Consider the following 22,413-nt stretch of genomic DNA (forward strand, 5'->3'; position numbering starts at 1 on the left):
CATGATTTCAACGAAGAGCGCCCTGGTACTCGCCGGCGGCGGTGTGGCGGGAATCGCCTGGGAGACGGGTTTTCTCCTCGGCCTCCAGGACGAGGCGCCCATCCTGGTCCAGCGTCTCCTGACCCACTCGACGACTTTGATCGGGACCTCTGCGGGGTCGACGGTCGCCGCCCAGATCTCCTCCGGAGAGAGCCTCCAAGGACTTTTCGACCGGCAGATCGCGGCGACGACGACGGAGCTCAGCGCCACGATCGACCTCGCGCAGTTGGGCGGCATGATCGCGGACGCAACAAACAACGCGGCCTCGGCCGTGCAGGTGCGGCAACGGTTGGGCACGCTCGCCCTCAAGGCGGACACCCCACCCGCGGCCATGCGCCGCGCCGTCATCGAGGCGCGGTTGACGACGCACGAGTGGTCGGGCTGGCCGCTGCTCATCCCCGCCGTCGACACGAGCACCGGCGAGCTCCGGGTGTTCGACAGAACGTCTGGAACGAATCTGGTGGACGTCGTGGCGGCGAGCTGCGCGGTCCCCGGGGTTTGGCCGCCGGTCGAAATCGAGGGACGCCTCTACATGGACGGCGGAGCGAGGTCATTGGCCAACGCGGACCTTGCGGCAGGCGCAGAGCAAGTCCTGATCCTCGTTCCATCGCCTGCGGAAACCCCCTTGGGCGTCGCCGTCCCAGACGAACAGCTGCGTGATCTGGATCCTGCCCAGGTCCTCATGATCAATGCGGATGCCGCGTCGCAGGAGGCAATGGGTGCCAATCCGCTGGATCCCGAGGCGCGTATTCCCGCAGCTCGAGCCGGCCGAGACCAGGGCCGCCGCGTCGCAGCGGAGATCGACGCCTTCTGGAGCTGAAGTCAGGGCAGGCGTGCCTGTGCGTGACCGCTCGGGATCGGGCGACGTTGCTGGTGCTCCACGACGCCGTCATCGCCTGGGCTTGATGTGGGCCGCCTGCGCGGTGGGCGGGTCGTGGGGGCGGTTCCGCCAAGTAACGCCATGGTGAGCGTCATGGCGTTACTTCTCGACAGGATGGGTCTGGTCCAGTGGGCCGCTGACCTCGAACACCTTGCCGCGCGCCGGAAGGTGCATGAGGATCCTCTGGACAGGCCTGCCTGTCGCGGCCTCCACGGCGCGCTGGTAGGCATCCATCTGGCCCAGGTAGTGGGCGCGGATGTGTCCCTCGGGGTCGTTGCCGGGGTACGTCTTGTGGTCCACTTTGGCTATAGCTGGGCCTGAGGAACCGCTGACCGGTTCGCATGCCAGTTCCGGTGGAATTCGAAGTTCCTCGTTGTAGCTTCAGAGAATGCGAGGCAGCAGGCGCCGTCGAGGTCGCTCAATGCGGCCGACAACCCGGCGAACTCGGTGGCGGCAGCGCGTACGTTACCCTCGTCGTCAACTCTCAGGTACCCATTTTCAAAGAGGGAATCGCAACCGAGCGTGCATGTGAGCATTGCTGCTGCGCCGAAGTCGAGCCGTTCCACGTCGGTGCACTCTGATCGGCGCTTGATGTGCGCTGCCACCAGTAGATCCTTCGGCAGGACCTTGCCGCAAATCGCACACTGCGGCCCGTAGTCGGCGAGAAGTTGCATCCGGAGGAACTGCTGCTCAGCCCGTTCGCACCTGGCGCGGATCACGTCAGTGGACTGCGGCATAAGAGCCCCGCGCGGCAGCGAGCTGGCACCTTCAGAGGAGCCTTCCGGACCGCGAACCATCTCGGAACCTCTGCTGAGATAACCCGCGAGCGGGCCGCCAATTGCGGCCGGGACCGGAGAGATGTAGACGCGTCCAACTTTCCTCGACTTATTGATCGGTCCTACACCCGGGGGAAAAAGTTCCGCGAGCCGATCGATACTGATCTCCATGTCGACCACAACTGGCTCAACGAGGACAAGGGTTCCATCCAAGTCACCCGTGTAGGCATGTGGGCGCTGGGCCTCGACTCCGTTCGACACCACCCGGCTCAAAGCTTGGAACTTCTTCGCGGCGTAATGGAACACAACGTCTCCGGGCTCCATGTAGTGCAGTGCCTGCCAGTCGGCGTGTCCAGGGTGCCCGTCAGAGCGAACATGCGGAGCCCATAGTGATCCCTGTGCGACGACGTCGTCGTATAGTTCTCGTTCTGATTCACCCACCAGTACTTGGGGCGTCCAGGATCTGAGAGAGGAGGGTTGGCCGAAATATGCAGTCCTGGCACGTTCAGAAGATCGTCAGCGTCGGCCCAAGGTATATCGCAGGCGTCGAGGATACCCGTCGTCGCGACCCCGCCCGAGAAGTCTGATGACGTGAGCACCATCGGAGGATCTAGATGGGCCGCCGCGGCGGCGACCAGAGCATTGCCATCTAGGTGGTGCCCAGCGGCAATTGCGACGAGCTTTGTTGCCGGACCAAGGCCATACTTCCGCCGGAGTCCCGCGCGGCCATGCACCGCAGCCTCAGCGACGGCTTGGGTCATTGCCGAGCGCAGCTCGGATTCTTTGTATTTCCCGAAGAACGTTGACATTGTCGTCTCCTTGGTGCCGACTCAGGCCATCTGGGTGATCTCGAACACCTTGCCGAGCGCCGGGAGGTGCATGAGGATCCTCTGGACCGGCCTACCAGTTGCGGCCTCGACGGCCCGCTGGTAGGCGTCCATCTGGCCCAGGTAATGGGCGCGGATGTGTCCCTCGGGGTCGTTTCCGGGGTAGGTCTTGTGGTCCACGAGCACGAACCCGTCCGGCCCTTCGAGCAGCAGGTCGATCCAGCCCTCCATGGTCTGGCCGTTCGGCCGCCAGCCGATCGCCGCCTCGCGGTGGCGGTTCCAGCCGGGGAACTCGTCGTCGAGCCACGCCTCGAAGCGCTCGCCTGCCGTCGTGAGGAGCTGCGCGCTCACGGTGTGGGAGACGCCCCAGCGGTCCACGAGTCGCTCGGCCAGGCGAGTGCGATCCGATTCGTCGAGCGCTCGGAAGTGCGTGCCGAGGTACGCGTGGACCGCGCTGCCCACGGCGCCCCAGTCCTCGGAGCCATGGGTTGCGAGCGGGGTACCGAGGTGGGCGACTTTGCGGATGGCGGCAGGGGATCTCGACTCCGCTTCGCTGCGCTCAACCATCGGTGACAGGGCCTCGCTGGCCTTGAGCCTTGCCGGGAGGCGCACGACGGCGGCACCCGCCACGGGGGCGTCGACGAACCGCGGCGACCACTCGCCGTCGGGCGCCACGGCTTCAGCAGGCTCGAGGGCGGCCACCCGCGCGGGGACTTTCGTCTCCTGTCCCACGACCACCGCCTCCTCGCCGCCGGCCTTCCACCCCACGAGTCCCTCGATGCCGAGGTCGTTGAGCATGCTCGGCGAGCCGTTCTTGGCCGTCAGCACGGTGGTGTGGGCGGCGCGGGTCATGCCCACGTACATGAGCCGGGCCTGGTTGCGCTGCTCGCGCGCGAGGAACCGAGCGGCGGCCTCGCTCGCCTGCGCCCGGGCGTCCAGCGGCGACCCGCCGTACGGGAACGGGCTCGGCCACAGCCGGATCCACCGGCCCGCGAGCGGGTCGGCCAGGTCCAGGGCCCGCGTGGCCTCGACTCCGGCGCCGAAGGGCCGGGCCTTCGTCTCCTTGTCGAGGCTCTCCATGACCACGACCGGCCACTCGAGGCCCTTGGCCTTGTGATAGGTCAGCAGGTTCACGACGTCCGGCCCGGCGTTCTCCGCCGACGCGTGCTCGTCCGACGCGAAGAATTCCAGGAACCCGCGCAGTGTCGCCGGCTCCCGCAGCGCGCGGGACCGCTCGTAGTACAGTCCCACGGCGCCACGGAAGGCATCCAGGTTCCGCAGCCGACGCTCCGGCGCCGACCAGCCAGCGATGAGCCGCGGCAGCCCCAGCACCCCGGTCACGGCCTCGAGCACCTCGGTCGGTGTCGCGGCCATAGCCTGGTCCCGCAGCGCGTCGAGCGCCGCAACGATGGGTACGGCGCGCCATTCGTCGTGCACGAGCCGCGGCCCCGCAACCACCTCGCCTTCCTTATTCCGCACCTGTTCCCTAGGCACGACGGCGCCGAGCAGCTCCTGCTGCCACATGGAGTGCGACGGGTGGTCGGGGTGCAGGGCCACGAGCTCCGCCAGCGCAACGGTGTCATACCGGTCCGCGACGTAGGCCATGCCGGCGCGCGTGAGCTGGACCTCGCGGGCCGTTCCGAGGGATCTGGGGTCGAGGCTCGAGCGGACGCCCAGCTCGTCGAGCGCCTTGGCGAGGGCCGCGACCTCGGCGTTGGTCCGCGTCAGGACGGCCACGTCCGAGGCCCGCAGGGGCTGCCCATCCACGGTGAGTCCGCGCCCGAGGAGCTCCCGCACGCCCGCGGCCGTGGCGCGGAGCCGCTCCGGCGCGTTCGACTGGGCGCGCGTCCACGCCTCGACGCTCCCCGCGTCCCCGGCGTACTGGGCGACCTTCGCAGCGGGCAGCTCGAGGTGCACCGACGCCTCGGTCATCCCGTGGCCACCGTTGCCGGCGTCACCGGTGAAAACCCGCTCGAACACCGCATTGGAGAGGTCCACGACGGCCTGCCTCGACCGCCACGTGTGCGAGAGCTGTTCCCGCCGCTCGGCCGGTACCCGCGCCATGACGGCCTCCATGAGTTCCGGGTCGGTGCCGCGAAACTCGTAGATGGCCTGCTTCGGATCGCCCACCCACACGGCGTCCTTCACGAGCGCGCTCAGCTCGAGGAACAGGGCCAGCTGGAGCGGGCTCGTGTCCTGGAACTCGTCCACCACGAGGAACTCGATCCGCCCGCGGAACGACTCGCGGAACGCCTCGTTGTGCCGTGCGAGCTCGAGGACCTTGGCCTCCTGGTCCACGAAGTCCATGAGCGCGTTCCCGCGCTTGAACTCCTCGTAGGCGTCGAGGCAGTCCGCCGCGCACGCGAAGACGCCGCGGATGTGCCCCTCGAGGTCCGCGTGGAACGCCCGGTTGGACGGCAGCTCCTCGTGGATTCGCTTCTTGAGGTCTCCGAAGATGCTCTTGAGTGCCTTCGGCGCGCCCGATCCGAGGAAGCCGCGCCACACCTCCCACGGCGTCGTCTCGACGTCCTGCGCCTTGGCGATCTTGTCCAGGATCTTGGGGTAGTTCTCGGCAAAGCCCTTGGCAGCGGTGTCCACGGCCTTGCCGTCGACGCCTTCCCCAGTGCCGGCCAGGCGTTCTGCCACGGCTCGCAGCGCGTGCAGCTCCCGGAACCACTCGGCCCGGCTGTCCTCGGCCGGGTCGTCGAGCAGGGCCCGGAACCCGGCCCACGAGGCGTCCGCACACCTGCGCACCTCGTTCGGAGACAGCAGGTTGGTCCGGGCCAGGTTCACGACCCGCTGGACCGTGTCCTCCCACGACTCCACCTGGTATTCGCCGGACTGGTCCGGGTGCGTGCCCATGCGGCGCGCGATCGGCGCGAGCGTCTCGGCATGGTCCGCCCGGACCTCGTCGGTGGCGAGCTTGAACATCGCATCCAGCTGGTCCTCGCCGATCACCTCGAGCGCGGGGGAGAGGCCCGCATCGATCGCGTACTCGGCGAGCAGCTGTCCGCACACGCTGTTGACCGTGCCGATGAGGCTTGCCCCGAGCTGCTGGGACGCCAGCCTGAGGTCGGATGCGCGTGAGCCGCCCGACGACGACGGCACGCCCTCGCGCTCGCCCGGCCGCCCGCCGTCGTGCCCGCCGGTCCGGGTGAGCTGGCCTGCATCCAGGAGCCGCGCGGCGATGCGCTCGCGCAGCTCGCCAGCGGCCTTCTTGGTGAAGGTCGTGGCCATGGTCTTCTCGGCCGGCGTCCCGGCGGCGATGCGCGCGACGATCTTCTCGGTGAGCGTGTAGGTCTTGCCCGTCCCGGCGCTCGCCGAGACCATCGTGACGTTCTCCAGGATGCCGCGGCTGGGCATGTCGTGGTGCAAGCTCATGAGTAGTCTCCCTTCAGCCCGCACAGGGCCCCGAAGTGGCAGAACCGGCACCCCGGCTGCACGTACAGGCGGCCCACGGCGGTCTCGACGTCCTCGATGGTCTTGGGCTGTTCGCCTGGAGCGGTCGACGCCTTGGCCTGCTCGGCGAACGCGTCCTCGACAGGCTTCGTGGCCGTGACGCGCCCGCCGAGGACCTGCTCGATCGTGAACTCGGCCGAGCGCACCGCCCGGCCCCACAGCTGCGCCGGGGTCTCCTCGCGGGGGATCGCCGGCCCGAAATGCCCGTGCGCCGACGCGAAGGCGTGCTGCTTGAGCAGGTAGTACGCGGTGGGGTCGTCCGGCGGGGCGTCGCCCTCGTGCAGCGCCCACTGGTACAGGGCGAGTTGGAGCGCGGTGCCCTTGCGGACCTTCTCGCGAAGGTACTTGACCGAGTTGTACCACTTGAGGTCGATCACCACGGTGCGCCCGTCGGAGTCGATCCCGACGGCGTCCGCCGCGCCGCGCACGGGGACGGCCACGACGCCGTCGCTCGTGACGAGTGGGAGGTCCTTCGAGAACTCCTGCTCGACCTCCTGCAGCACGATTCCGCCCTTCTCGAGCATCGCGAAGAAGGTCGACGCCGCCTCCCTGACCGCGGCCTCGACCGTGAGCCGGCGTGCCTTCTGGCCCGGCAGGAGGAGCTCGGACGCGAGCTGCGGCACGAGGGTGTCGATCACGGCACGGATCTCGGTGTCCGTGGGGACCGCGCGGTGCTGTGGCCGGAGCATGGCGTGGAGCTTCTCGATGACCCGATGTGCGAACGAGCCGATCATGCGGCTGCCCTCTGGGATGTCCGCCGCGTCGGGGACCCGCAGGCTGCCCTTGCGCTCGAGCGCCCACCGCATCGAGCAGCCCAGCAGCACGTCGAGCTGCGAGTAGGAGAGGGTCTCGGGCGCGAGGGCCGTGTTCGCGCCGACCTCTTGGACGGGGTCGGGAGCCGACGGCCGCGCGGCCTCGGCGCGCCGAAGCTGGGCAGTCCGGCCGGCAAGGCGCCACACGCCGTCGGCGTCGGTGAGGTCCGACGGCACGCGCGTCGCCTTGGCGATACGCTCTGCGACGCTGGAGCTCCCGCCGCCGACGCCGGGGCTCGCGCCGCCGACGGCAGGGGCGCGTCCATACCTCTCAACGAGCGCCTCGAGCAGCGGGTTCGAGTCGACGCGCTCGCCGTTGCGCTGGGCGATCTGCACCACCACGAGCCGCCGGCACCGCCCTGCGGCCGCGAGCGTCTCGCGGACGGCGAGGGCGGTCAGGTCCTGTGGGCTCGGGAGCTCGACGCCCACGCGGGCGAGTGTCGCGGCGTCGTGCGCGTCCCAGCGGCGCACCCGCGGGGTCGACGCGGACTGGAACCCCCACCACAGCACGTCCTCGACGTCCTCGCCGAGCTCCACGAGGTGGTTGAGGCGCAGCCAGGGCGCGGCCTCGGCGGGCAGGATCGGCTCGGCATCCGCCGTCACGACCGATGCCACAATCCGGCGCAGGTCCTTCCGCGAGACGTGTCGGAGCGGCGCGACGAGGGCGAGGACGCGCTTGAGCTGCGCGGAGGTCGGCTGCAGGCGAGGCACGACGGCGGCCCGCGCGTTGAGCGCCGCCGCGAACCACGACGTGGCCTCGACGAGCTGGCCGCCGGTGGGCCTGCGGTGCTCGACGTCGAGGAGCAGGTGCGTGCTGAACGTCCTGTCGAGCTGCGCCGCGAGGTCGGGCCCGAGGGTCTCGTCGGCGCCGATGTCCGCGATGGCCCGCTCCCATTCAGGCCCGCGCGTGCCCGGCTCCCGGGCGAGGGACCGGAGCAGGTGCCGGGCGGCACGTCGCTTCACCGGCGAGTCGGGGAGCGTGAGGAACTCCGCAAGCAGGTGGACATTGGCCGGCTCCCACACGAGCTCGAAGAACAGCGGGATGAGGGCGTCCTGCGCCCGCCACACCGACTGCTCGCCCACGCCGAGGCGCGGCTGCCCGTGCATCGTGAGGTACTGGTCCAGGACGGGCGTCGGGTCCGAGCACACGACGGCGGTGCTCGCGTTCGCGCCCGAATCCCCACCACCGTCCCCGCCCGCGGCGAGCCAGCGGGCGGCGTGCTCGGCGGCCTCCCACTCCGTCTCGGCGGAGAGGACCGTGAGCTCGGGCGCGCCCGGGGACTGCGGCGCCTCGCTCACCCGGACGCCCCGATCCCGCAGCGCGCCGATGATCCGCCGCCACACGGCCGGGAACGTCTCCTCGGGATGCTGGAGGACCAGCTCGTCGATGCCCAGCGGCAGGGGAGAGGATTCGAGCTCGTCGAGGAGCTCGGCGACGTCGTCCGCGAGCGACGGCGCGAGCCCGCCTCCCGCGACTCCCGCGCGTTCCGGCCCCCTCCCAGCGCGCTCGGCGGCGGCGAGCGTGCGCAGCAGCGGCGACGGCCCGCCGTCGTGCGCTGTGCCCCTCTCCGTGCCGGCGCGCGCGTGCGTGTCCTCACGCGCCGACTCGTCGGGGAGGTCGCCGCGCCAGCCGTTCGCGACGGCGTCGTCGCGCGCCGCAAGGAGGTCGTAGGCGGTGGACCAGGCGTCGGCGTGGAGGGAGTCGTGGAACCAGGCATCCGGCGAGTCGAGGTGCTCGAGCGTGGCCAGGTACTGGCTCACGCGCTCGGCGTTGGGGGTCTCCGCTCGCGTCAGGCCGAGACGCGTCTGGAGGAGCCCGATGAGGTTCTTCCGCCCCACGCGCACGCGGTTCAGCCCCGGGCTCGCGTACGCCCACGGCGCGCGGTCCAGGAACCACCCGAATTCGACGATCATCGTCATCCCCCTGCTCTGCACACCGGCGGCCCGATCGCCGGCATGACCCTCACACTAGCCAACCCCTCCGACAAACGAGGCCGTGCGCGAGCGCGACGCCACGTCCACACAGTGCCAGATCCGTGATGCCCGCAGGGGCTTCCAGATCAGTCCCGGCGCGCGATGCGAGCTGCGATGGCGCGAGCCGACTGGTCGAGCGTGAGACGCTTGGCCGCCACGCCCACCACGAGGTCGAACGCCTCGTCGGTGCTGAAGGCGTGGCCGAACCCGTTGATCCACAGGAAAAGTACCGTGAGTGTCCAGGCAGTGCGCTTATTTCCGTCAATGAGAGCATGGTTGCGCGCTACGGACTCCAACAACGCCGCCGCCTTCTCGGGCAGCGATTGATACGCATCGTGGCCGCCGACGGTCGTGGCCGGCCGTGCGAATGCGGAGGCGAGGAGGCCAGCGTCCTTCACATGGAATCCCATGCGTCGGACCACGAACAGGGCATCCTCGAGATCAAGGAAGGCCGTCATGCGTCAGCAAGACGGTCGAGGAGCTCCTTGTCGTGTGTCAGAACGAAATTCAGGCCTTCTTCGAGCTGTTTCCGCCGCTCGTGGCGTTCGACGACAAGCTGCGCCCCGCGCAGCAGGAGGGCGTTCTTCGAAACGTGCTCGGCCGCTGCCACGGCTTCGAGCTGGCGGTCGAGTTCCTCTGGAATGCGGACGTTGATGGCCATATCCCATAGTACCGCTTCAGTACCAGAAGGGCCGAGGTCCCTCACGCGAGAACGGCCGCCAGAAGCCGTTCCAGGGCCCAATCCCAGCGCACGTACTCCTGCTCAAGCCGAACGCCGGCCCACGCGGTGCGGTCCGCCGACCTCGTCAATTCCCCGGACGTCAGCGCGGAGTACACCGCTCCCTCGGCAGCTGTCAGGTGCGCGAGCGCGGCCCGCGTGGGCCTCGGGTCCTCGACCCAGAGCTCGCGATGGGCTTCGAGCGTTGGCCGGTCCATGAGGACGCTCACCACGTGCGGGTGTGCGGCGCGCAGCTGGTCCAGGACCGCGAACCCGTGCGTGTCGAGGTCGCCCCAGTAGAGCACGCGGGCGTCGCGCACCCATCCCGGCACCCGGGTGCTGGAGCCGAAGCCCGCGCCCCACACGGCGATCGTACGGGGCATCGGCGGGAGGGATAGGAACGTGACCTTGTTCTCGACAACGACCACGGTCTCCACCTCAAGCCGGAGCCGCGCGAAGTCGTCGACGCGCAACACCACGTCGGTGGCTCCGCCGAGGAACGCCAGCGCGGAGTCGACCAGCGCCGGGTCAAGCACGCGGAAGCGCACGGGCGGCGCCTCCGTCAGGAGCCCGTGCCGGGCCTCGAAACCACCCGGGGCGCGTTCGGGGTCGAGCGCCGAGACGAGCTCGTCGAGCACCCGGCGGTGCTGCTCGAGGAATTTGGTGTGGATGCCGGGCAGGGCGAGCTGGCGCAGGTACAGGCCCGGGGCCGGGTGGTCCGCGAACCACCGCGCGGCGCGCACGAGGTCGGGGAGCGCGTGGCGAAGCTCGAGCGACGCAAGCGGTCTGCGCAGGATCCACTCCTCGAGCCCAGGCTCGGCGGCGAGCACCGCGTCGGCGAGACGGCAGAACCGCTCGAGCTCGCGGCGTCGCCCGACGAACCCGGCTTCATCCGCGGCTGATGCGAACACCGCGGCGGATGGTACGAGGTTGGCGCCGATCGTCATGCGCCCCGCCTCGGTTGTCTCGAGCGCGAAGGGGCCGGTGCCGATCGCTCCGGCCGTCCCATGGTGGGCCGCGGCGCCGTACAGCTCAGCCGCCCAGGCCCGCGCTGCGGCATAGTGGTCGCGCAGCTGCGCCGCGCTGGGCCGCCTCAGCGCACGACGCCGCGGGTACAGTCCCGTGGGCCGGATCGCCTCGCGCAGGAGCTCGCCCCGGTCCCAGGCCTTCTGCGAGAGGGCACGCAGGTCGGAGACCCGGGTCCACCCTGCGCCGCCGGTCAGGGCGCTACCCGCCACGCCGCATCCGCTCCTCGCGGTACTCCTGGATCGTCATGTTGCGCAGGCGCGAGTCCTGGCCGGTCGGGTTCGCGACGAAGCCCACGTGTGCCACATACGGCTCGATGACGTGGATCTTCTGCAGCGGCGTGACCACGAGGAGCTGCAGCCGCATGCGGCGGAACAGCTCGAGGCCGTACCGCGCCGATTCGTCGGAGCCCCGGCCGAACGCCTCGTCGATCACGACGAAGCGGAAGCTCCGATCGGGGTTCCGGCCGGACATGGGCCGCTCAACCGCCGTGCTCGCGAGGCCGAACTGGAACGCGAGCGCGGCCGCGAGGATCGTGTAGGCGAGCTTCTCCTTCTGGCCGCCGGACTTGCCGCCCGAATCGGTGAAGTGCTCGTGCTCCTCGCCGGTCTCGGTCCACTTCTCGGAGGCGCTGAACGTGAACCACTGGCGCACGTCGGTGACCTTCGCCGTCCACCGGGCATCGAGGGCCGTGAGCCCGGCGCGGCCCCGGAAGCGCTCGATGAGCTTCTCGACCTGGAGGAACTTCTGCTCCGAGTACTGCTCGTCGGCGCCGAGTGTCCCCTCGGAGCAGGACCGCAGGTCCACGACGAACTCGCGGATGTCCGAGTCCGTGGTCTGCTGGTGCTCGAGCTGGATGTGCCGGCCCGGGTTGTACTCGATCCCGGCGAGCGAGGCGTTGATCTCGCGGATCCGCGCCGCGATGTCCGTCTTGCGCGCATCGAGGAACGCGTTGAACGCGACGACCTCGTTGATGGTGTTCTGGTTAAGCGACTCCTTGAACCGGGCCTCGAAGCGGGGCAGGTCATTCCCCTGGAGGCGTGCGAGGAGCGCGTTGTACTCGGGTGCGGCGTCGAGGGACTCGTCGAACTCCGTGGTCTCGGCGGGGTAGGCGGCGCGGAAGGACGCCATGAGGTTCAGGGTCTTCTCGGCGGCCCTGGCCAGGCGCTTGGTGAGTGCGTCGAGCTCATCCGTGAGCCGCTCGCGCACGCGTGTCTGGGCGCGTTCGGCGGTCTTGTACGTGAGCTCCTCGTCGCCGAGCACAGCGCGGGCGAGGGCCGCGATCCCGGCGGCCAGCGCGGCGTCGTCCGCGGGCGGCGTCTCGGCGAGGATGGCCCGGCACTCCTCGATCGCCTCGGCGATTGCCTTGGCCTCCGACTCGTTCGCCCCAAGCCGCTTCTCGACCGCGAAGACCTTCTCGCGGGCCCTGCCCAGGCGCACGACGGCGTCCGCCTCCTTTGCGGACAGCTCGCGGAGGGCGTCGCTCGCCCCCTCGAGCTGGGCCTTCTCGGAGGCGAGCGTCTCGATGCGCCGGGACGTCCCGCGCCAGTCGATCTCCTCGAACGCGGTGCCGCGCACGATCCCAAGGTCCTGCTGACTCCGGCCCACACGGCCCATCGCCTCGACGGCCCGCGCGATCCTCGTCTCGAGGCCTGAAAGCCGCGCCACGGTCTCGTCGAGCTCGGCCCGCAGCCGCGCGACCTTGTCGGTGTTGTCCCAGCCCAGCACGTACTCGCGGCGGTCGCGGAGGTCCCGCCGGTCGTCCTTCTCGTGGCGGCCGCCTCCGGTCTTGAGCTGTCCGTTGGGCGTCACGGCGCGGGCCGAGCGGCGGAAGTCCTCGAGCGTCTCGCAGCAGCGATGGTCGAAGCGCCGCGCGAGCTCCCCAAGCAGGAACTCGCGGAACGGCGTGCCCGGCTTGACCGCGATCTTCGAGGCGAGCGTCCCCGGCTCGGCCGCCGGCGCGGCTGTCCCGAGGGGCGCGGTGGGCGAGTCCGCGACCTTGAGGTACACGAGCCGCGCGCGCAGGTTGTTCGCGTCCACCCACGCGCTCACCGCGCCGTAGTGCTCGTCGGGGACGAGGAGCGAGAGCGCGAAGCCGCGCAGCGTGCGCTCCGCGGCGCCCTCCCAGAGCGACTCGCCGTCCCGGACCCGCAGGAGTTCCCCCGCATACGGGAGAGCGGATTCGGGGATCCCGATGCCGGCGCAGAGCCGCGCGCGCAGCTCGAGCTGCGTGCGCGGCAGGAGGTCCGGGCGTGAGAGGAGGCTCTTGACGTCGTCCTCGAGCTCGGCGCGCCGCGCCCGGACCTCGTTGCGGTCCGCGGTGAGCTGTGCCCTCTCGTCGTTGAGCGCCTCGGACCGCTCGCGCAGGCCGCGCTCGACACCTTCCAGGGCCGTCGCGTTGTGGTCGAAGGCCACGCGCTCGTCCGGGTCGACGAGCCCCAGACGCTCCGCGGCGGCAGCGTAGACGGCCCCGCGGTCCTTCTGGCGCGCGAGCGTGCCGCGGAGGTCGAGGATCTCGGCGTCGATCGCCGCGAGCCTGCCGCCGCCCTGGGTGCGCAGGTCCTCCCGGATCTGGACGAGCTCCCGCTCGATCGCGAGCTCGTCTGCCTGGCGCTCGCCGCGCTCCCGGTCGAGCCGGTCCCGCGTCCGCGCGAGCTCGGACTCGTGGTCGAGGCTCAGCTCGAGGCGCCGGGACGTGAACCATGGCTTGAGCTGGTCACGCTGGGCGCGGCCGCGGACGTCCTGCGCCGCGAGCTCGGCGTGGCGCGCGGCCTCGTCGCGGACGGGCTCGAGACGCGCGATCTGGTCCTTCGCGGTCAGAACGGCGTCGTGGGCCCTCTTGAGGTCGTCGAAGTGGTGCAGGAGGTTCGCGATCCGCGCCTCGACGTCATCGTCGTCGAGCATGTTCGCGCGCACGAACTGTGTGATGTTCTCAACCTGCTTCATGGACACCGTCCGGTGGAACAGCTCCATCGCCTGGCCGCTCGTGATGCCGAAGTGGCGCTTGAACGCGGACTCGTAATTCTCGAAGGTGTCGAACACCTCGGCACGGCCGGCGCGGAGCGTCTTCTTGAGCTTGGCGGGATCCCCGCCGAAGTCCGAGAAGTCCCCGGCGATGCCCTGCTCGCGCTGGGCGAGCGAGTAGAACCGGTGAGGCTGTCCGGCCTCCTGCGTGGCCCACAGCGTGAGCGCGAGAGTGACCGTCTTGCCCAGGACCGCGTTGTGGAACACCCCGAGGACCACGGAGTAGCTGCCGGGGCCGCGCAGCGCGACGGGCTTGGAGCTGTCCCCGGCGGCCGTGCGCTCGCTCTTGTGGAAGCCGCGCACGTAGGACATCAGGGTGCGCTCCTTCTTCTGAGCGCCCGCGGCCTTGTTGAAATCGATGCGGTGCGCCGGCAGCAAGAGCGTCGTGACGGCGTCGACCACCGTCGACTTGCCCGAACCGATGTCACCGGTCAGGAGGCTCGTCTCGCCGTCGAGGCGGAAGGTGCGCACCCCGCCGTCGAACGTGCCCCAGTTCAGCAGCTCGAGACGATGCAGCCGGAACCCCGGCCGGGGCCCCTCGCCCGCGTCCGCGGCGCTCTCCGCGAGGCCCTCGAGGGAGAAGAGCCGCTCCTGCTCGTCGACGCTCATGAGCCGTCCCCGTCCTTGCCGTTGGCCGTGCCGTCTGCGAGCGCCGCCCGGTAGTCCGCGAGCCGAGCGTCGAATTCCTCGAGCCACTGCGCATCGACGAACGCCTTGATGATCCGGACCACCTCGTACTCGTCTCCCTGGCCGCGGCCGTCGCCGCGCATCCGCCGCAGGAAGCCGAGCTCGACGACCTTCTTGATCGTGGTGGCCAGCTGGTCCATGATCCTGGCCTCGTTGCTCGACTCGGGCAGGAAGACCGAAAGCATGTCCCGAAGCTGCTCCTCGGTCATGACGAGCCGCGTCTCGTCGTTGCGCTGGTCGAACTCCGCGAGGCGCGCCCGCAGGAGAGCCAGGAGCAGGCTCACGTTGAACGTGAGCTGGCGGCGCGGCACGAGTCGCGGCAGCGCGCCGTCGGCGTCGTCGCGCGAGCGGAGGAACGCGTACCCCTCGGCCTCGTCGAGGAACAGCTCGAGGCCCAGCACGGACACATAGTCCTGCACGTGCGAGCTCAGCTCGCCAAGCGCCTGCCACAGTTTCTCGTCCGCCTCGCGGTACAGGACTCCCTTGAAGAGGCGGGTGACGACGGCGGGCAGCTCGTCCGGGTGGGGCGCGGACGACGGCAGGGCGGCGGCCCCCGCTGACATGGCGGCCTCCGAAACGTCCCGGGCGTTCATGCGGGCCTCACGAAGATGACGCGTTCCACGAGTGCCTCCCTCCTCTCCCCGCCGGGCAGGGACCAGATCAGGTGCTGCTGCTGGTCGGAGTCGACGCTGGCCCACGTGGACTCCGCGGCCAGCTGGAAGTAGCCGACAATCTCCGCGAGCCCCTGCTCGATCGGGTAGGCGTCGACGATGTCGGCGAGGCTCGCCTGGCCGGCGGTCTCGAGGACGGCGTCGATCTGCCCGCGCAGGCGCACGCGGTCCACGGCGAACTGCCCGAAGAGTGCTTCGGCGTCGAGGGCCGTGTCGTCGGCGACCTCGACGGCGTCGTCCACGGGGACGCGTCCGGTCGGCGAGTAGAGCGGGCGCTCGAACGGGAGACCCACATCGACATGCTGGGCCGGCATCTCGGCGACGGGTCCGCGCGGAGGATCCTCCCGCACGGCGAGCGCGTGGGCCTCGATGCTGCGGATGAGGGTGATGATGCGCCTGTTCTCGAGGAAGACCTTGTCATCGAGCAGGCGACGCATCTGCTGGGAGAGCCTGCGCACGGTGGCCTGGGTCTGCTCGACGGCGGGAAGCCAGTCCTGGTGCATCGTCGCGAGGGCGTCGAGTCCGGACGCTCCACGGAGGGCCTCGATCTGGCTCGCGCGCTCGAGCATCTCGAGGAGTTCCGTGCGCTGCCCGGGGGACATGAGGTAGTCCCACAGGCCCTGGAACGTGCGGCCCTGGAGGGATCCTGCGATGTCCTGCCGGTTGGCGAAGATGTCCTCGAGCAGTTCGCCCTGGGTGCCTTCCCACGTGGCGATCCGCTCGCGGACCTGGCGGTCGAGCGTCCTGAAGTTCTGCTCGACCTCGCGGAAGTCCGCGAGGAGCTCCTTGGCCTGGCCGGTGAGCTGCTGGAAGTGGTCCATCGCCTCGGCGGACGGCATGATCCGGACGTCGCCGCGGGCCACTCGGTCGATCTCGGCGTCAATCCGGTCCCTCTCGGCCCGCAGCTCTGCGAGCCGGACCTCCGGGTCCGATTCCGAGCCCTGCACGAGGGCCTTGAGCAGCGCGAAGATCCCGGTCAGCCTCGACTGGGTCGCGACGAACTCCCGCGCCTCGAGCGACTCGACCCACCGGACCGCGTCCTCGGTCGACGCCGTGAGGTCGTAGACGGGTTCGTCGCGGCCCTCCGCGTAGTACTTGCGCAGCCAGGCCTTCTCAGGGTTCGCCCACTCGTCCAGGTACTCCGACGCCCGCCGTGGGAACGCGTCATCGCCGAGGCTCTCCCGAATCCGGAAGAGCACGTCCTCGAGGGTGTCGACCAGCTCCTGACGGCCGACGTTGCGCCGGTTGGGGCCAGTGAACGCCGCCATGAAGAAGCCGAGTGCGAGCGGGGCGGTCTGCGCGCACAGCAGCGACCACCCCGGATGGGTCTCGCGCAGAGCGCGGACGGCGAAGAAATCCACTTGTGTCCCCTCCTGCGGCCTCTCCCAGCCCTCAATCCTAAAGGGAGCCGGCCAGGACTCCTGCACGCAGCGTGCGCAGGGGGTCCGACATTTCCCGGCGTCGCCAGATCCGGGAGTGGTCGAGATCCTCTGCCCTCTCACCCTTAGGGCCCGGCGAACCATCGAATGCATCGCCAGCGGCGAGCTGGAATGCCTCACGGAGCAGTGACCGCGGGGTAGCGTGGACCCATGGAACGCCTCACCTCAGCTGACGGAACCTCCATCGCCTACGACCGCCTCGGCTCCGGGGCCCCTCTCATCCTCGTCTCGGGCGCGACCGCGGACCGCCGGGCGGACGCCCAGCTCGCAGAGGCCCTCGCCGAGACCTTCACGGTCTACAACTACGACCGCCGCGGCCGCGGCGAAAGCGCCGACACCCAGCCGTTCGCCGTCGACCGCGAGATCGAGGACATCGGCGCGCTCCTTGACATCGCGCGTAGCGCACAAGCGCACGACGGCGCGGACGCGGCCCTCGTCGGCTTCTCCTCGGGCGCCGCGCTCGCCGGCCGCGCCGCGGCCGTGCTGCCCGTGCGCGCGCTCGTCATGTGGGAACCGCCCTTCATGACCGACGACGCAGGCCTGGCCCGGGCGAAGCAGTACACCGAGACGCTCGACGCCGCGCTCGCAGCCGAGGACTTCGACGGCGCCCTGACAACGTTCCTCCGCTACGTGGGCCTCCCGGACGAGGCTATCGACGGCACGCGGCAGTCGCCCTTCTGGGCGGAGGGCGTTCGCCTGGCCCCGACCCTCGCATACGACAACGCGGCCATGGGCCACGACGGCGGCGTGCCCGCGGACGTCTTCGGCAGGATCACCGCCCCGACCCTCGTCCTGGCGGGCGGAGCGAGCCCCGCCTTCCTGCCCGCAGCCGCGCAGGCGGCCGCCGCGGCGATCCCGGACGCGGCGACGGGTGTCCTCGAGGGCCAGACGCACAACGTCGACGCGGCGGTGTTCGCCGAGGCGGTGCGCGGGTTCCTCGGGACGTAGACTCTGCGCCGCACCCTCAGCGCGGTACCCTCGACCCTGTGCCGGAGAACCAGAACCCGACCTCGCCCGAAGCCTTCGCCGAAGCCGTCGACCGCCTCGAATCCCTCACGCGCACCTTCGCGGAGGAGATCGACCAGGCGGTCGATGAGGCCATGCTCGGCAAGCCCGTCCCCACCTGCCCGGGGTGGAGGCTTGGCGACCTCATCGACCACCTCGCCGGGATCCACCGGTGGGCCGCCGCGTCGCTCGGCGTTGAGCACGCGCCGGCCGAGACGCCCCGCCCACCGGATGCGGACCTCGTGCGCTGGTACCGTGCGAGCGCCGAGCACCTCGTCGAGGCACTCCGGGCTGCCGGTCCCGGCGCCCCAGCGTGGACCCTGTGGGGTGACCGCGTCGCGGCCTTCTGGGTGCGCCGCCAGGTCCACGAGACGGCTATTCACACGTTCGACCTCCTCACGGCCCTCAGGCTCGGTGACGAATGGGACCTGGACGAGGACCTCGCCCTCGACGGGATCCGTGAGGTGCTGTTCGGCTTCTACCCCCGCCAGGTGCGGCTCGGGCGCACGAGGGGACTGCCCGGCGTCGTGCGCTTCGAGGTGACGCACGACGGCGGTGGGCCGGCCACGGTGCTCGTCTCACCGGTGGCGGAGCCGGACAACCCTGAGGCCGAGACGCCGCTGGGCACGGTGACGGGCCCGGCGGCCGAGATCTACCTCGGATTGTGGGGCCGCCGGCCCCTCCCAGGAGCCACGGAGGAGCTCGCGGCGATGATCCGGGCGGCCAAGCTCATTCCGTGAACGAGACACGTGGGACTGAATGCCGGTTGACCTGAGACTCAGTTTCAGGGTTCACTGGGTGTGGCCTACGCCACAGTAACTTCCGTCAGGAGATCCCGTGAACCTTGCCGACCATCTCGCCCTGAGCGCCGCCCGTCGCGGCGAGCGCACCGCGATCGTGTGCGGCGAGCAGACCTGGACCTACGCCGCGCTCGATGCGGCCAGCGCGCGCGTCGCGGGGATGCTCACCCGGGGAGGAGTCGTGCCGGGCGGGCGCGTGGCGGTCATGCTCCCCAACGTGCCCGAGTTCGCGGCCCTGTACTACGGGGCGCTGCGGGCGGGCGCCGTCGTGGTGCCCATGAACCCGCTGCTCAAGGAGCGCGAGATCGCCTACTACCTCGGGGACTCGGGGGCCGGGGTGCTCTTCGCGGCATCGACCGTGGCAGACGAGGCCATCGCCGGGGCGCGGGAGAGCGGCGCCAGGGTCATCGTCGTCGAGCCGGGCTCGTTCGCCGTGAGCCTCGCGGACGAGGAGCCGCTTGCGCAGGTCGTGGAGCGGGCAGGCGAGGACACCGCCGTGATCCTCTACACCTCCGGGACCACGGGCCGGCCCAAGGGCGCGGAGCTGACCCATGACAACCTCATCCTCAACGCGGACCTGACGGTCCGCACGCTTTTGAACCTGACCTCGGACGACGTTGTGTTCGGCGGACTTCCCCTGTTCCACACGTTCGGGCAGACGTGCGCGCTGAACACCACCATCATGGCCGGGGCCACGATCGCGCTCCTGCCGCGGTTCACCGCCCAGGGGGCGCTCGAGGTGATCGAGTCGCAGCGCGTCACGGTGTTCGCCGGGGTCCCCACGATGTACAGCGCGCTCCTCGCCGTCCCCGACCACCGCCGCTACGACACGTCCTCGCTGCGCGTGTGCATCTCCGGCGGCGCGGCGCTCCCGGTCGAGGTCCTCCACCGCTTCGAGGACGAGTTCTCGTGCATCATCCTCGAGGGCTACGGCCTGTCCGAGACGTCCCCGGTCGCCGCGTTCAACCACCCGGACCGGCTCCGTAAGCCCGGCTCGATCGGCACGGCCGTGGAGGGGGTCCGGCTGCGAGTCGTGGGCCTCGACGGCGAGGACGTCCCCTGCGGCGAGGTGGGCGAGATCGCCGTCCAGGGGCACAACATCATGAAGGGGTACTGGAAGCGGCCGGACGCCACGGCGGAGGCGATCCGCAACGGCTGGTTCCTGACCGGGGACATGGGGACGATCGACGCCGACGGGTGCTACTCGATCGTGGACCGCAAGAAGGACCTCATCATCCGCGGCGGCTTCAACATCTACCCCCGCGAAGTCGAGGAAGTGCTCTACGAGCATCCCGCGGTCGCCGAGGCCGCGGTGATCGGCGTGCCGCACGCCGAGCTGGGCGAGGAGGTGGCCGCCGTCGTCGCCCTGACGAGCCCCGGCGCGGCCACGCCCGACGAGCTCCGCGACTTCGTGAAGTCCCAGCTCGCCGCGTACAAGTACCCCCGCGAGGTCCACATCGTGCAGCAGCTCCCCAAGGGGCCGACGGGGAAGATCCTCAAGCGCGAGATCCGCACCGGGCTGGCCTCGGCGCACGACGCCGCGGGGTCGTCTTCCGCGGTCCGCGCAGGTTGACGTCGGGCCGCGCAGGCTGACGTCGGGTTAGGCGCGTTCGGGCCGCGGGGCGGGGACGGTGTCCGCATCGGCCGCCTCGCGCGCCTCGAGCGCGGCGGCCAGGCGCGCGACCTGGTCCGTGAGGGTCTGGACCTTCGCCGCGAGCGACTCGTCGAGGGCCTCGACCTCGGCCTCGACTTCGTCGACCTCGGCCTCCAGTTCGGCCTCGAGCTTGGCGGACGTCTGAGCGGAGACGCTCTCCACGAGCCACGCCGCGATGGACGCGGTCACGACACCGAGCACCGCGATCCCCGAGATCATGAGGGCAGCCGCGACGAGACGCCCGATGACGGTCACGGGGTAGTGGTCGCCGTAGCCGACGGTCGTGATCGTCTCGAGCGCCCACCAGATCGCGTCGCCGAAGCTGCGGATGTTCGCCCCGGGCATGTTCTGCTCGACGTCCTCGACCGTGAGCGCGCCGCAGTAGACGAGGGTCACCGCCGCGGCGACGACGTAGATGAGCAGCCGACCGCTCAGGGCGGCGCCTGCCTTGTTGTGCACCACCCGCAGGAACGTCACGAGCCGCAGCGGCCGGAGGGCGGGCAGTGCGAGGATCGCGAGTTCGTGCAGGTTCCTTGCGAACCAGCGCCAGCGGTGCGGCGCGAGCCACAGCTGCCCCGCGTAGTCGATGAGGAAGACCAACCACGAAGTCCAGACGAGGACCTCTGCCCAGTCTCGGTCGGGGGGAAGGTTGGCGATGACCTGGATGGAGTAGGCCGTGAGGAACACGAGGGCGGCCGCGAGCGTGGGCCACTCGGTCAGCTGACGCCACCTCTCCTGTGTCATGCCCGAAGGGTACCGCGCGCGCGGGCGTCAGCCGATGCCTTTGACGGTGATCGTCACGTGCTGGCTCGTGGTGCCGCCGATCTCGGCCGTGATCCACGTGGTGCCGGCCTCGACGGGGAACGCCTGGCCCTTGCTGTCCATACGAACGATGTTCGTGTCATTGACGGACCAAGCGACGAGGTCGCTCGGGGCCTTCGTCCCGTCGCTGTAGGTCACAGTCGCGGTGAACTGGGCCGGCGGCCCGCCCACGGACATCTGAGGCGGCTGGGCCGGGCTCACCTCGACGCGCAGCACGTCGGGCGGAAGGACGGAAATGGTCGCCGTCGCCGTGAAGGCCTTCCCGCTGGCGTCCTGCGCGGTGGCCGTGACGGTGACCGTCCCCGCCTTGAGGGCGGTGCCGACCGCCTGACCGTCCGGCTGGGCCTGGACCGTCCCGACGGTGGGGTCGGACGAAGCCCATTCCACGCGGGGAGGTGACGCGGTGGAACCGTCGCTCAGGACGAAGTGCGATGAGAGCGTGCCCTTCGTGCCAGCCTTGACAGTCAGGGTGGACGGGTCGACCTGCAGCTTGTCTACCGTCGGTAGGGCGCTCGCCGGGCCTTGCGTGCCGGTCAGCACCAGTGAGCCGCTGAAGCTGCCGAACCTGGCGCTGATGCGTGCGCTGCCCGCATGGTGGGCCCTGACGAGCCCGTTGTCGTCGACCGTCAAGGCGGCCGGGTCCGAGCTCGACCATGTGACGCCGTCGGTCAGCTGTCGGGTCCCGCCGTCGCTCAGCGCGGCGGTCGCCGTGGTCTGGACGGCGTCGCCGATCGCGACTGACGAGTTCGGGGCGCTGACGGCGACCCCGATGACGCTGGCCTGGCCGCCGGCGGGGCCGACCAGCCGCACGGCGATGAGGGCGGCCGCGGCGGCGAGCACGGCGACGACGGCGATGATGCTCAATGCCATGAGCCGTGCGCGCAGGCGCGAACGGCCCCGCGCAACAGCGCTGTCGATGTCCGCCGGATGCCGTGCAGCGAGTGCGGCCGCCTCGGCGTAGAGCCGCTGGCGGAGTTCGCTGTTCACGACGGCCCGCTTCCCAGCGCGAGCTGCGCCTTCTCGTTGGCGGCGCGCAGACGGTCGGTGACGGCCGCCGTCGTGCTCTCGGTCAGCCCCGCGATCTCAGCGACGGTGAGCGATGCGAAGTCGTGGAGTACGACGGCGACCCGCTCGCCCGCGGGGAGCGCGGCCAGACGGCTCGGGTGCTTCGGCTTCTTGGCCGGCGTCCAGCGCTCGCTCGTCTCGAGGAGGTGGACGAGGACGCACAGCGTGTAGAGCCGAAGCTGCGGAGTCACGGGACCGCGCCAGACCTCGGCGGTGCGGGCCCACGCGGCCTCGAGCAGGGTCTTGGCCTGCTCGGGATCGCCGCACAGCAGCTGCGCGCACAGCTGGAGGTCGCCGCGCTGCTGCTCGAACACGTCGGTGATGCCCTGCTCACGCCCCGAGAGGGCGGCGGAGAACTTGATGTCCCCCGGCAGGCCGAGCTCGATGTCGCGGAGGGCGGGGAGCACCGCGGCCAGGAGCACGAGGGAGCCGGCACCGATCGGCACAGCCGAGAGGAGGCCGGGGACCACCCAGCCTGCGGCAATGGCCGCGAGGCCCACGACGGCGACGACGACCCGCCACGGCCTGATGCCGTTGAGCAGGCGCCGCTTCGGCAGATCGCACATGGAGCACCCCACGAAGGACTGCCCACATTATATGTCCATCGACTGGTTGAACCTAGAACCTGTGCCCTCCGAGGGTCACCACCTGAGGGTCACCACCTGAGGGTCACCACCTGAGGGTCACCACCCTTGGGTCGCGCGATGTGACCCCCAGATGGTGACCCCCAGACGA

At 70.4% G+C, this 22,413-nt stretch carries 18 protein-coding genes; 4 read left to right on the top strand and 14 right to left on the bottom strand.

Features of this window, described 5'->3' with window-relative positions; genetic code table 11:
• Position 1: 1 nt before the first annotated feature.
• Positions 2-859 (top strand): patatin-like phospholipase family protein, encoded by an 858-nt coding sequence (locus AB5L97_RS05610; RefSeq protein ID WP_369046800.1) that lies wholly within the window; start codon positions 2-4, stop codon positions 857-859.
• Positions 860-1,018: 159 nt separating this feature from the next.
• Here the strand turns inward: AB5L97_RS05610 and AB5L97_RS05615 are convergent, their stop codons facing one another.
• The 11 genes from AB5L97_RS05615 to AB5L97_RS05665 form a co-directional block, all read right to left on the bottom strand.
• Positions 1,019-1,219 (bottom strand): hypothetical protein, encoded by a 201-nt coding sequence (locus AB5L97_RS05615; RefSeq protein ID WP_369046801.1) that lies wholly within the window; start codon positions 1,217-1,219, stop codon positions 1,019-1,021.
• A 5-nt stretch (positions 1,220-1,224) separates the two neighbouring features.
• Positions 1,225-2,001 carry a hypothetical protein gene (locus AB5L97_RS05620; protein WP_369046802.1) on the bottom strand — a complete coding sequence of 259 codons (777 nt, stop codon included), beginning with the start codon at positions 1,999-2,001 and terminating at the stop codon, positions 1,225-1,227.
• Entirely contained in the window at positions 1,965-2,504 is a 540-nt protein-coding gene (locus tag AB5L97_RS05625) for a hypothetical protein (RefSeq protein WP_369046803.1), read from the bottom strand. The genes AB5L97_RS05620 and AB5L97_RS05625 overlap by 37 nt, the downstream gene beginning before the upstream one ends.
• A gap of 21 nt (positions 2,505-2,525) precedes the next feature.
• Positions 2,526-5,903, bottom strand: coding sequence for a UvrD-helicase domain-containing protein (locus tag AB5L97_RS05630; RefSeq protein ID WP_369046804.1), 3,378 nt, complete (start codon positions 5,901-5,903; stop codon positions 2,526-2,528).
• Positions 5,900-8,707 carry a PD-(D/E)XK nuclease family protein gene (locus AB5L97_RS05635; protein ID WP_369046805.1) on the bottom strand — a complete coding sequence of 936 codons (2,808 nt, stop codon included), beginning with the start codon at positions 8,705-8,707 and terminating at the stop codon, positions 5,900-5,902. The genes AB5L97_RS05630 and AB5L97_RS05635 overlap by 4 nt, the downstream gene beginning before the upstream one ends.
• Before the next feature lie 146 nt (positions 8,708-8,853).
• Entirely contained in the window at positions 8,854-9,225 is a 372-nt protein-coding gene (locus AB5L97_RS05640) for a type II toxin-antitoxin system death-on-curing family toxin (protein WP_369046806.1), read from the bottom strand.
• Positions 9,222-9,428 carry a toxin-antitoxin system HicB family antitoxin gene (locus AB5L97_RS05645; RefSeq protein ID WP_369046807.1) on the bottom strand — a complete coding sequence of 69 codons (207 nt, stop codon included), beginning with the start codon at positions 9,426-9,428 and terminating at the stop codon, positions 9,222-9,224. The genes AB5L97_RS05640 and AB5L97_RS05645 overlap by 4 nt, the downstream gene beginning before the upstream one ends.
• Before the next feature lie 41 nt (positions 9,429-9,469).
• Positions 9,470-10,723, bottom strand: coding sequence for a Wadjet anti-phage system protein JetD domain-containing protein (locus AB5L97_RS05650; RefSeq protein ID WP_369046808.1), 1,254 nt, complete (start codon positions 10,721-10,723; stop codon positions 9,470-9,472).
• Positions 10,713-14,144: an ATP-binding protein gene (locus AB5L97_RS05655; protein ID WP_369046809.1), complete on the bottom strand. Its 3,432-nt coding sequence runs from the start codon at positions 14,142-14,144 to the stop codon at positions 10,713-10,715. The genes AB5L97_RS05650 and AB5L97_RS05655 overlap by 11 nt, the downstream gene beginning before the upstream one ends.
• Entirely contained in the window at positions 14,141-14,785 is a 645-nt protein-coding gene (locus AB5L97_RS05660; protein WP_369046810.1) for a DUF4194 domain-containing protein, read from the bottom strand. The genes AB5L97_RS05655 and AB5L97_RS05660 overlap by 4 nt, the downstream gene beginning before the upstream one ends.
• A gap of 26 nt (positions 14,786-14,811) precedes the next feature.
• Positions 14,812-16,254 (bottom strand): DUF3375 domain-containing protein, encoded by a 1,443-nt coding sequence (locus AB5L97_RS05665; protein WP_369046811.1) that lies wholly within the window; start codon positions 16,252-16,254, stop codon positions 14,812-14,814.
• 228 nt (positions 16,255-16,482) lie between these two features.
• Here AB5L97_RS05665 and AB5L97_RS05670 point away from each other — a divergent pair, with 228 nt between their 5' ends.
• The 3 genes from AB5L97_RS05670 to AB5L97_RS05680 all read left to right on the top strand — a co-directional run bounded on the left by AB5L97_RS05670 (position 16,483) and on the right by AB5L97_RS05680 (position 19,710).
• A complete protein-coding gene (locus AB5L97_RS05670; protein ID WP_369046812.1) occupies positions 16,483-17,280 on the top strand; it encodes an alpha/beta hydrolase in 798 nt (265 codons plus the stop codon).
• Between the two features lie 38 nt (positions 17,281-17,318).
• Positions 17,319-18,077, top strand: a complete 759-nt coding sequence (locus AB5L97_RS05675; RefSeq protein WP_369046813.1) for a maleylpyruvate isomerase family mycothiol-dependent enzyme — start codon at positions 17,319-17,321, stop codon at positions 18,075-18,077.
• 97 nt (positions 18,078-18,174) lie between these two features.
• Positions 18,175-19,710 (top strand): long-chain-fatty-acid--CoA ligase, encoded by a 1,536-nt coding sequence (locus AB5L97_RS05680; protein ID WP_369046814.1) that lies wholly within the window; start codon positions 18,175-18,177, stop codon positions 19,708-19,710.
• 27 nt (positions 19,711-19,737) lie between these two features.
• Here AB5L97_RS05680 and AB5L97_RS05685 read toward each other — a convergent pair whose 3' ends face one another.
• Genes AB5L97_RS05685 through AB5L97_RS05695 form a run of 3 tightly spaced genes read right to left on the bottom strand, consistent with a single transcriptional unit; the run spans position 19,738 to position 22,244 of the window.
• Positions 19,738-20,535: a potassium channel family protein gene (locus tag AB5L97_RS05685; RefSeq protein WP_369046815.1), complete on the bottom strand. Its 798-nt coding sequence runs from the start codon at positions 20,533-20,535 to the stop codon at positions 19,738-19,740.
• A gap of 27 nt (positions 20,536-20,562) precedes the next feature.
• Complete coding sequence (locus AB5L97_RS05690; RefSeq protein ID WP_369046816.1) at positions 20,563-21,600, bottom strand: Ig-like domain-containing protein; 1,038 nt, start codon at positions 21,598-21,600, stop codon at positions 20,563-20,565.
• Positions 21,597-22,244 carry a hypothetical protein gene (locus AB5L97_RS05695; RefSeq protein WP_369046817.1) on the bottom strand — a complete coding sequence of 216 codons (648 nt, stop codon included), beginning with the start codon at positions 22,242-22,244 and terminating at the stop codon, positions 21,597-21,599. The genes AB5L97_RS05690 and AB5L97_RS05695 overlap by 4 nt, the downstream gene beginning before the upstream one ends.
• Positions 22,245-22,413 lie beyond the last annotated feature (169 nt).

The sequence above is a fragment of the Sinomonas sp. P10A9 genome (assembly GCF_041022165.1).
Classification (GTDB): domain Bacteria; phylum Actinomycetota; class Actinomycetes; order Actinomycetales; family Micrococcaceae; genus Sinomonas; species Sinomonas puerhi.

What these genes read in the sequence shown, in the direction of transcription:
- AB5L97_RS05685 (WP_369046815.1), bottom strand. Translation starts at nt 20,535, where the DNA reads ATGACACAGGAGAGGTGGCGTCAGCTGACCGAGTGGCCCACGCTCGCG.
- AB5L97_RS05655 (WP_369046809.1), bottom strand. Translation starts at nt 14,144, where the DNA reads ATGAGCGTCGACGAGCAGGAGCGGCTCTTCTCCCTCGAGGGCCTCGCG.
- AB5L97_RS05640 (WP_369046806.1), bottom strand. Translation starts at nt 9,225, where the DNA reads ATGACGGCCTTCCTTGATCTCGAGGATGCCCTGTTCGTGGTCCGACGC.
- AB5L97_RS05635 (WP_369046805.1), bottom strand. Translation starts at nt 8,707, where the DNA reads ATGATCGTCGAATTCGGGTGGTTCCTGGACCGCGCGCCGTGGGCGTAC.
- AB5L97_RS05625 (WP_369046803.1), bottom strand. Translation starts at nt 2,504, where the DNA reads ATGTCAACGTTCTTCGGGAAATACAAAGAATCCGAGCTGCGCTCGGCA.
- AB5L97_RS05695 (WP_369046817.1), bottom strand. Translation starts at nt 22,244, where the DNA reads ATGTGCGATCTGCCGAAGCGGCGCCTGCTCAACGGCATCAGGCCGTGG.
- AB5L97_RS05630 (WP_369046804.1), bottom strand. Translation starts at nt 5,903, where the DNA reads ATGAGCTTGCACCACGACATGCCCAGCCGCGGCATCCTGGAGAACGTC.
- AB5L97_RS05610 (WP_369046800.1), top strand. Translation starts at nt 2, where the DNA reads ATGATTTCAACGAAGAGCGCCCTGGTACTCGCCGGCGGCGGTGTGGCG.
- AB5L97_RS05670 (WP_369046812.1), top strand. Translation starts at nt 16,483, where the DNA reads ATGGAACGCCTCACCTCAGCTGACGGAACCTCCATCGCCTACGACCGC.
- AB5L97_RS05660 (WP_369046810.1), bottom strand. Translation starts at nt 14,785, where the DNA reads ATGTCAGCGGGGGCCGCCGCCCTGCCGTCGTCCGCGCCCCACCCGGAC.
- AB5L97_RS05645 (WP_369046807.1), bottom strand. Translation starts at nt 9,428, where the DNA reads ATGGCCATCAACGTCCGCATTCCAGAGGAACTCGACCGCCAGCTCGAA.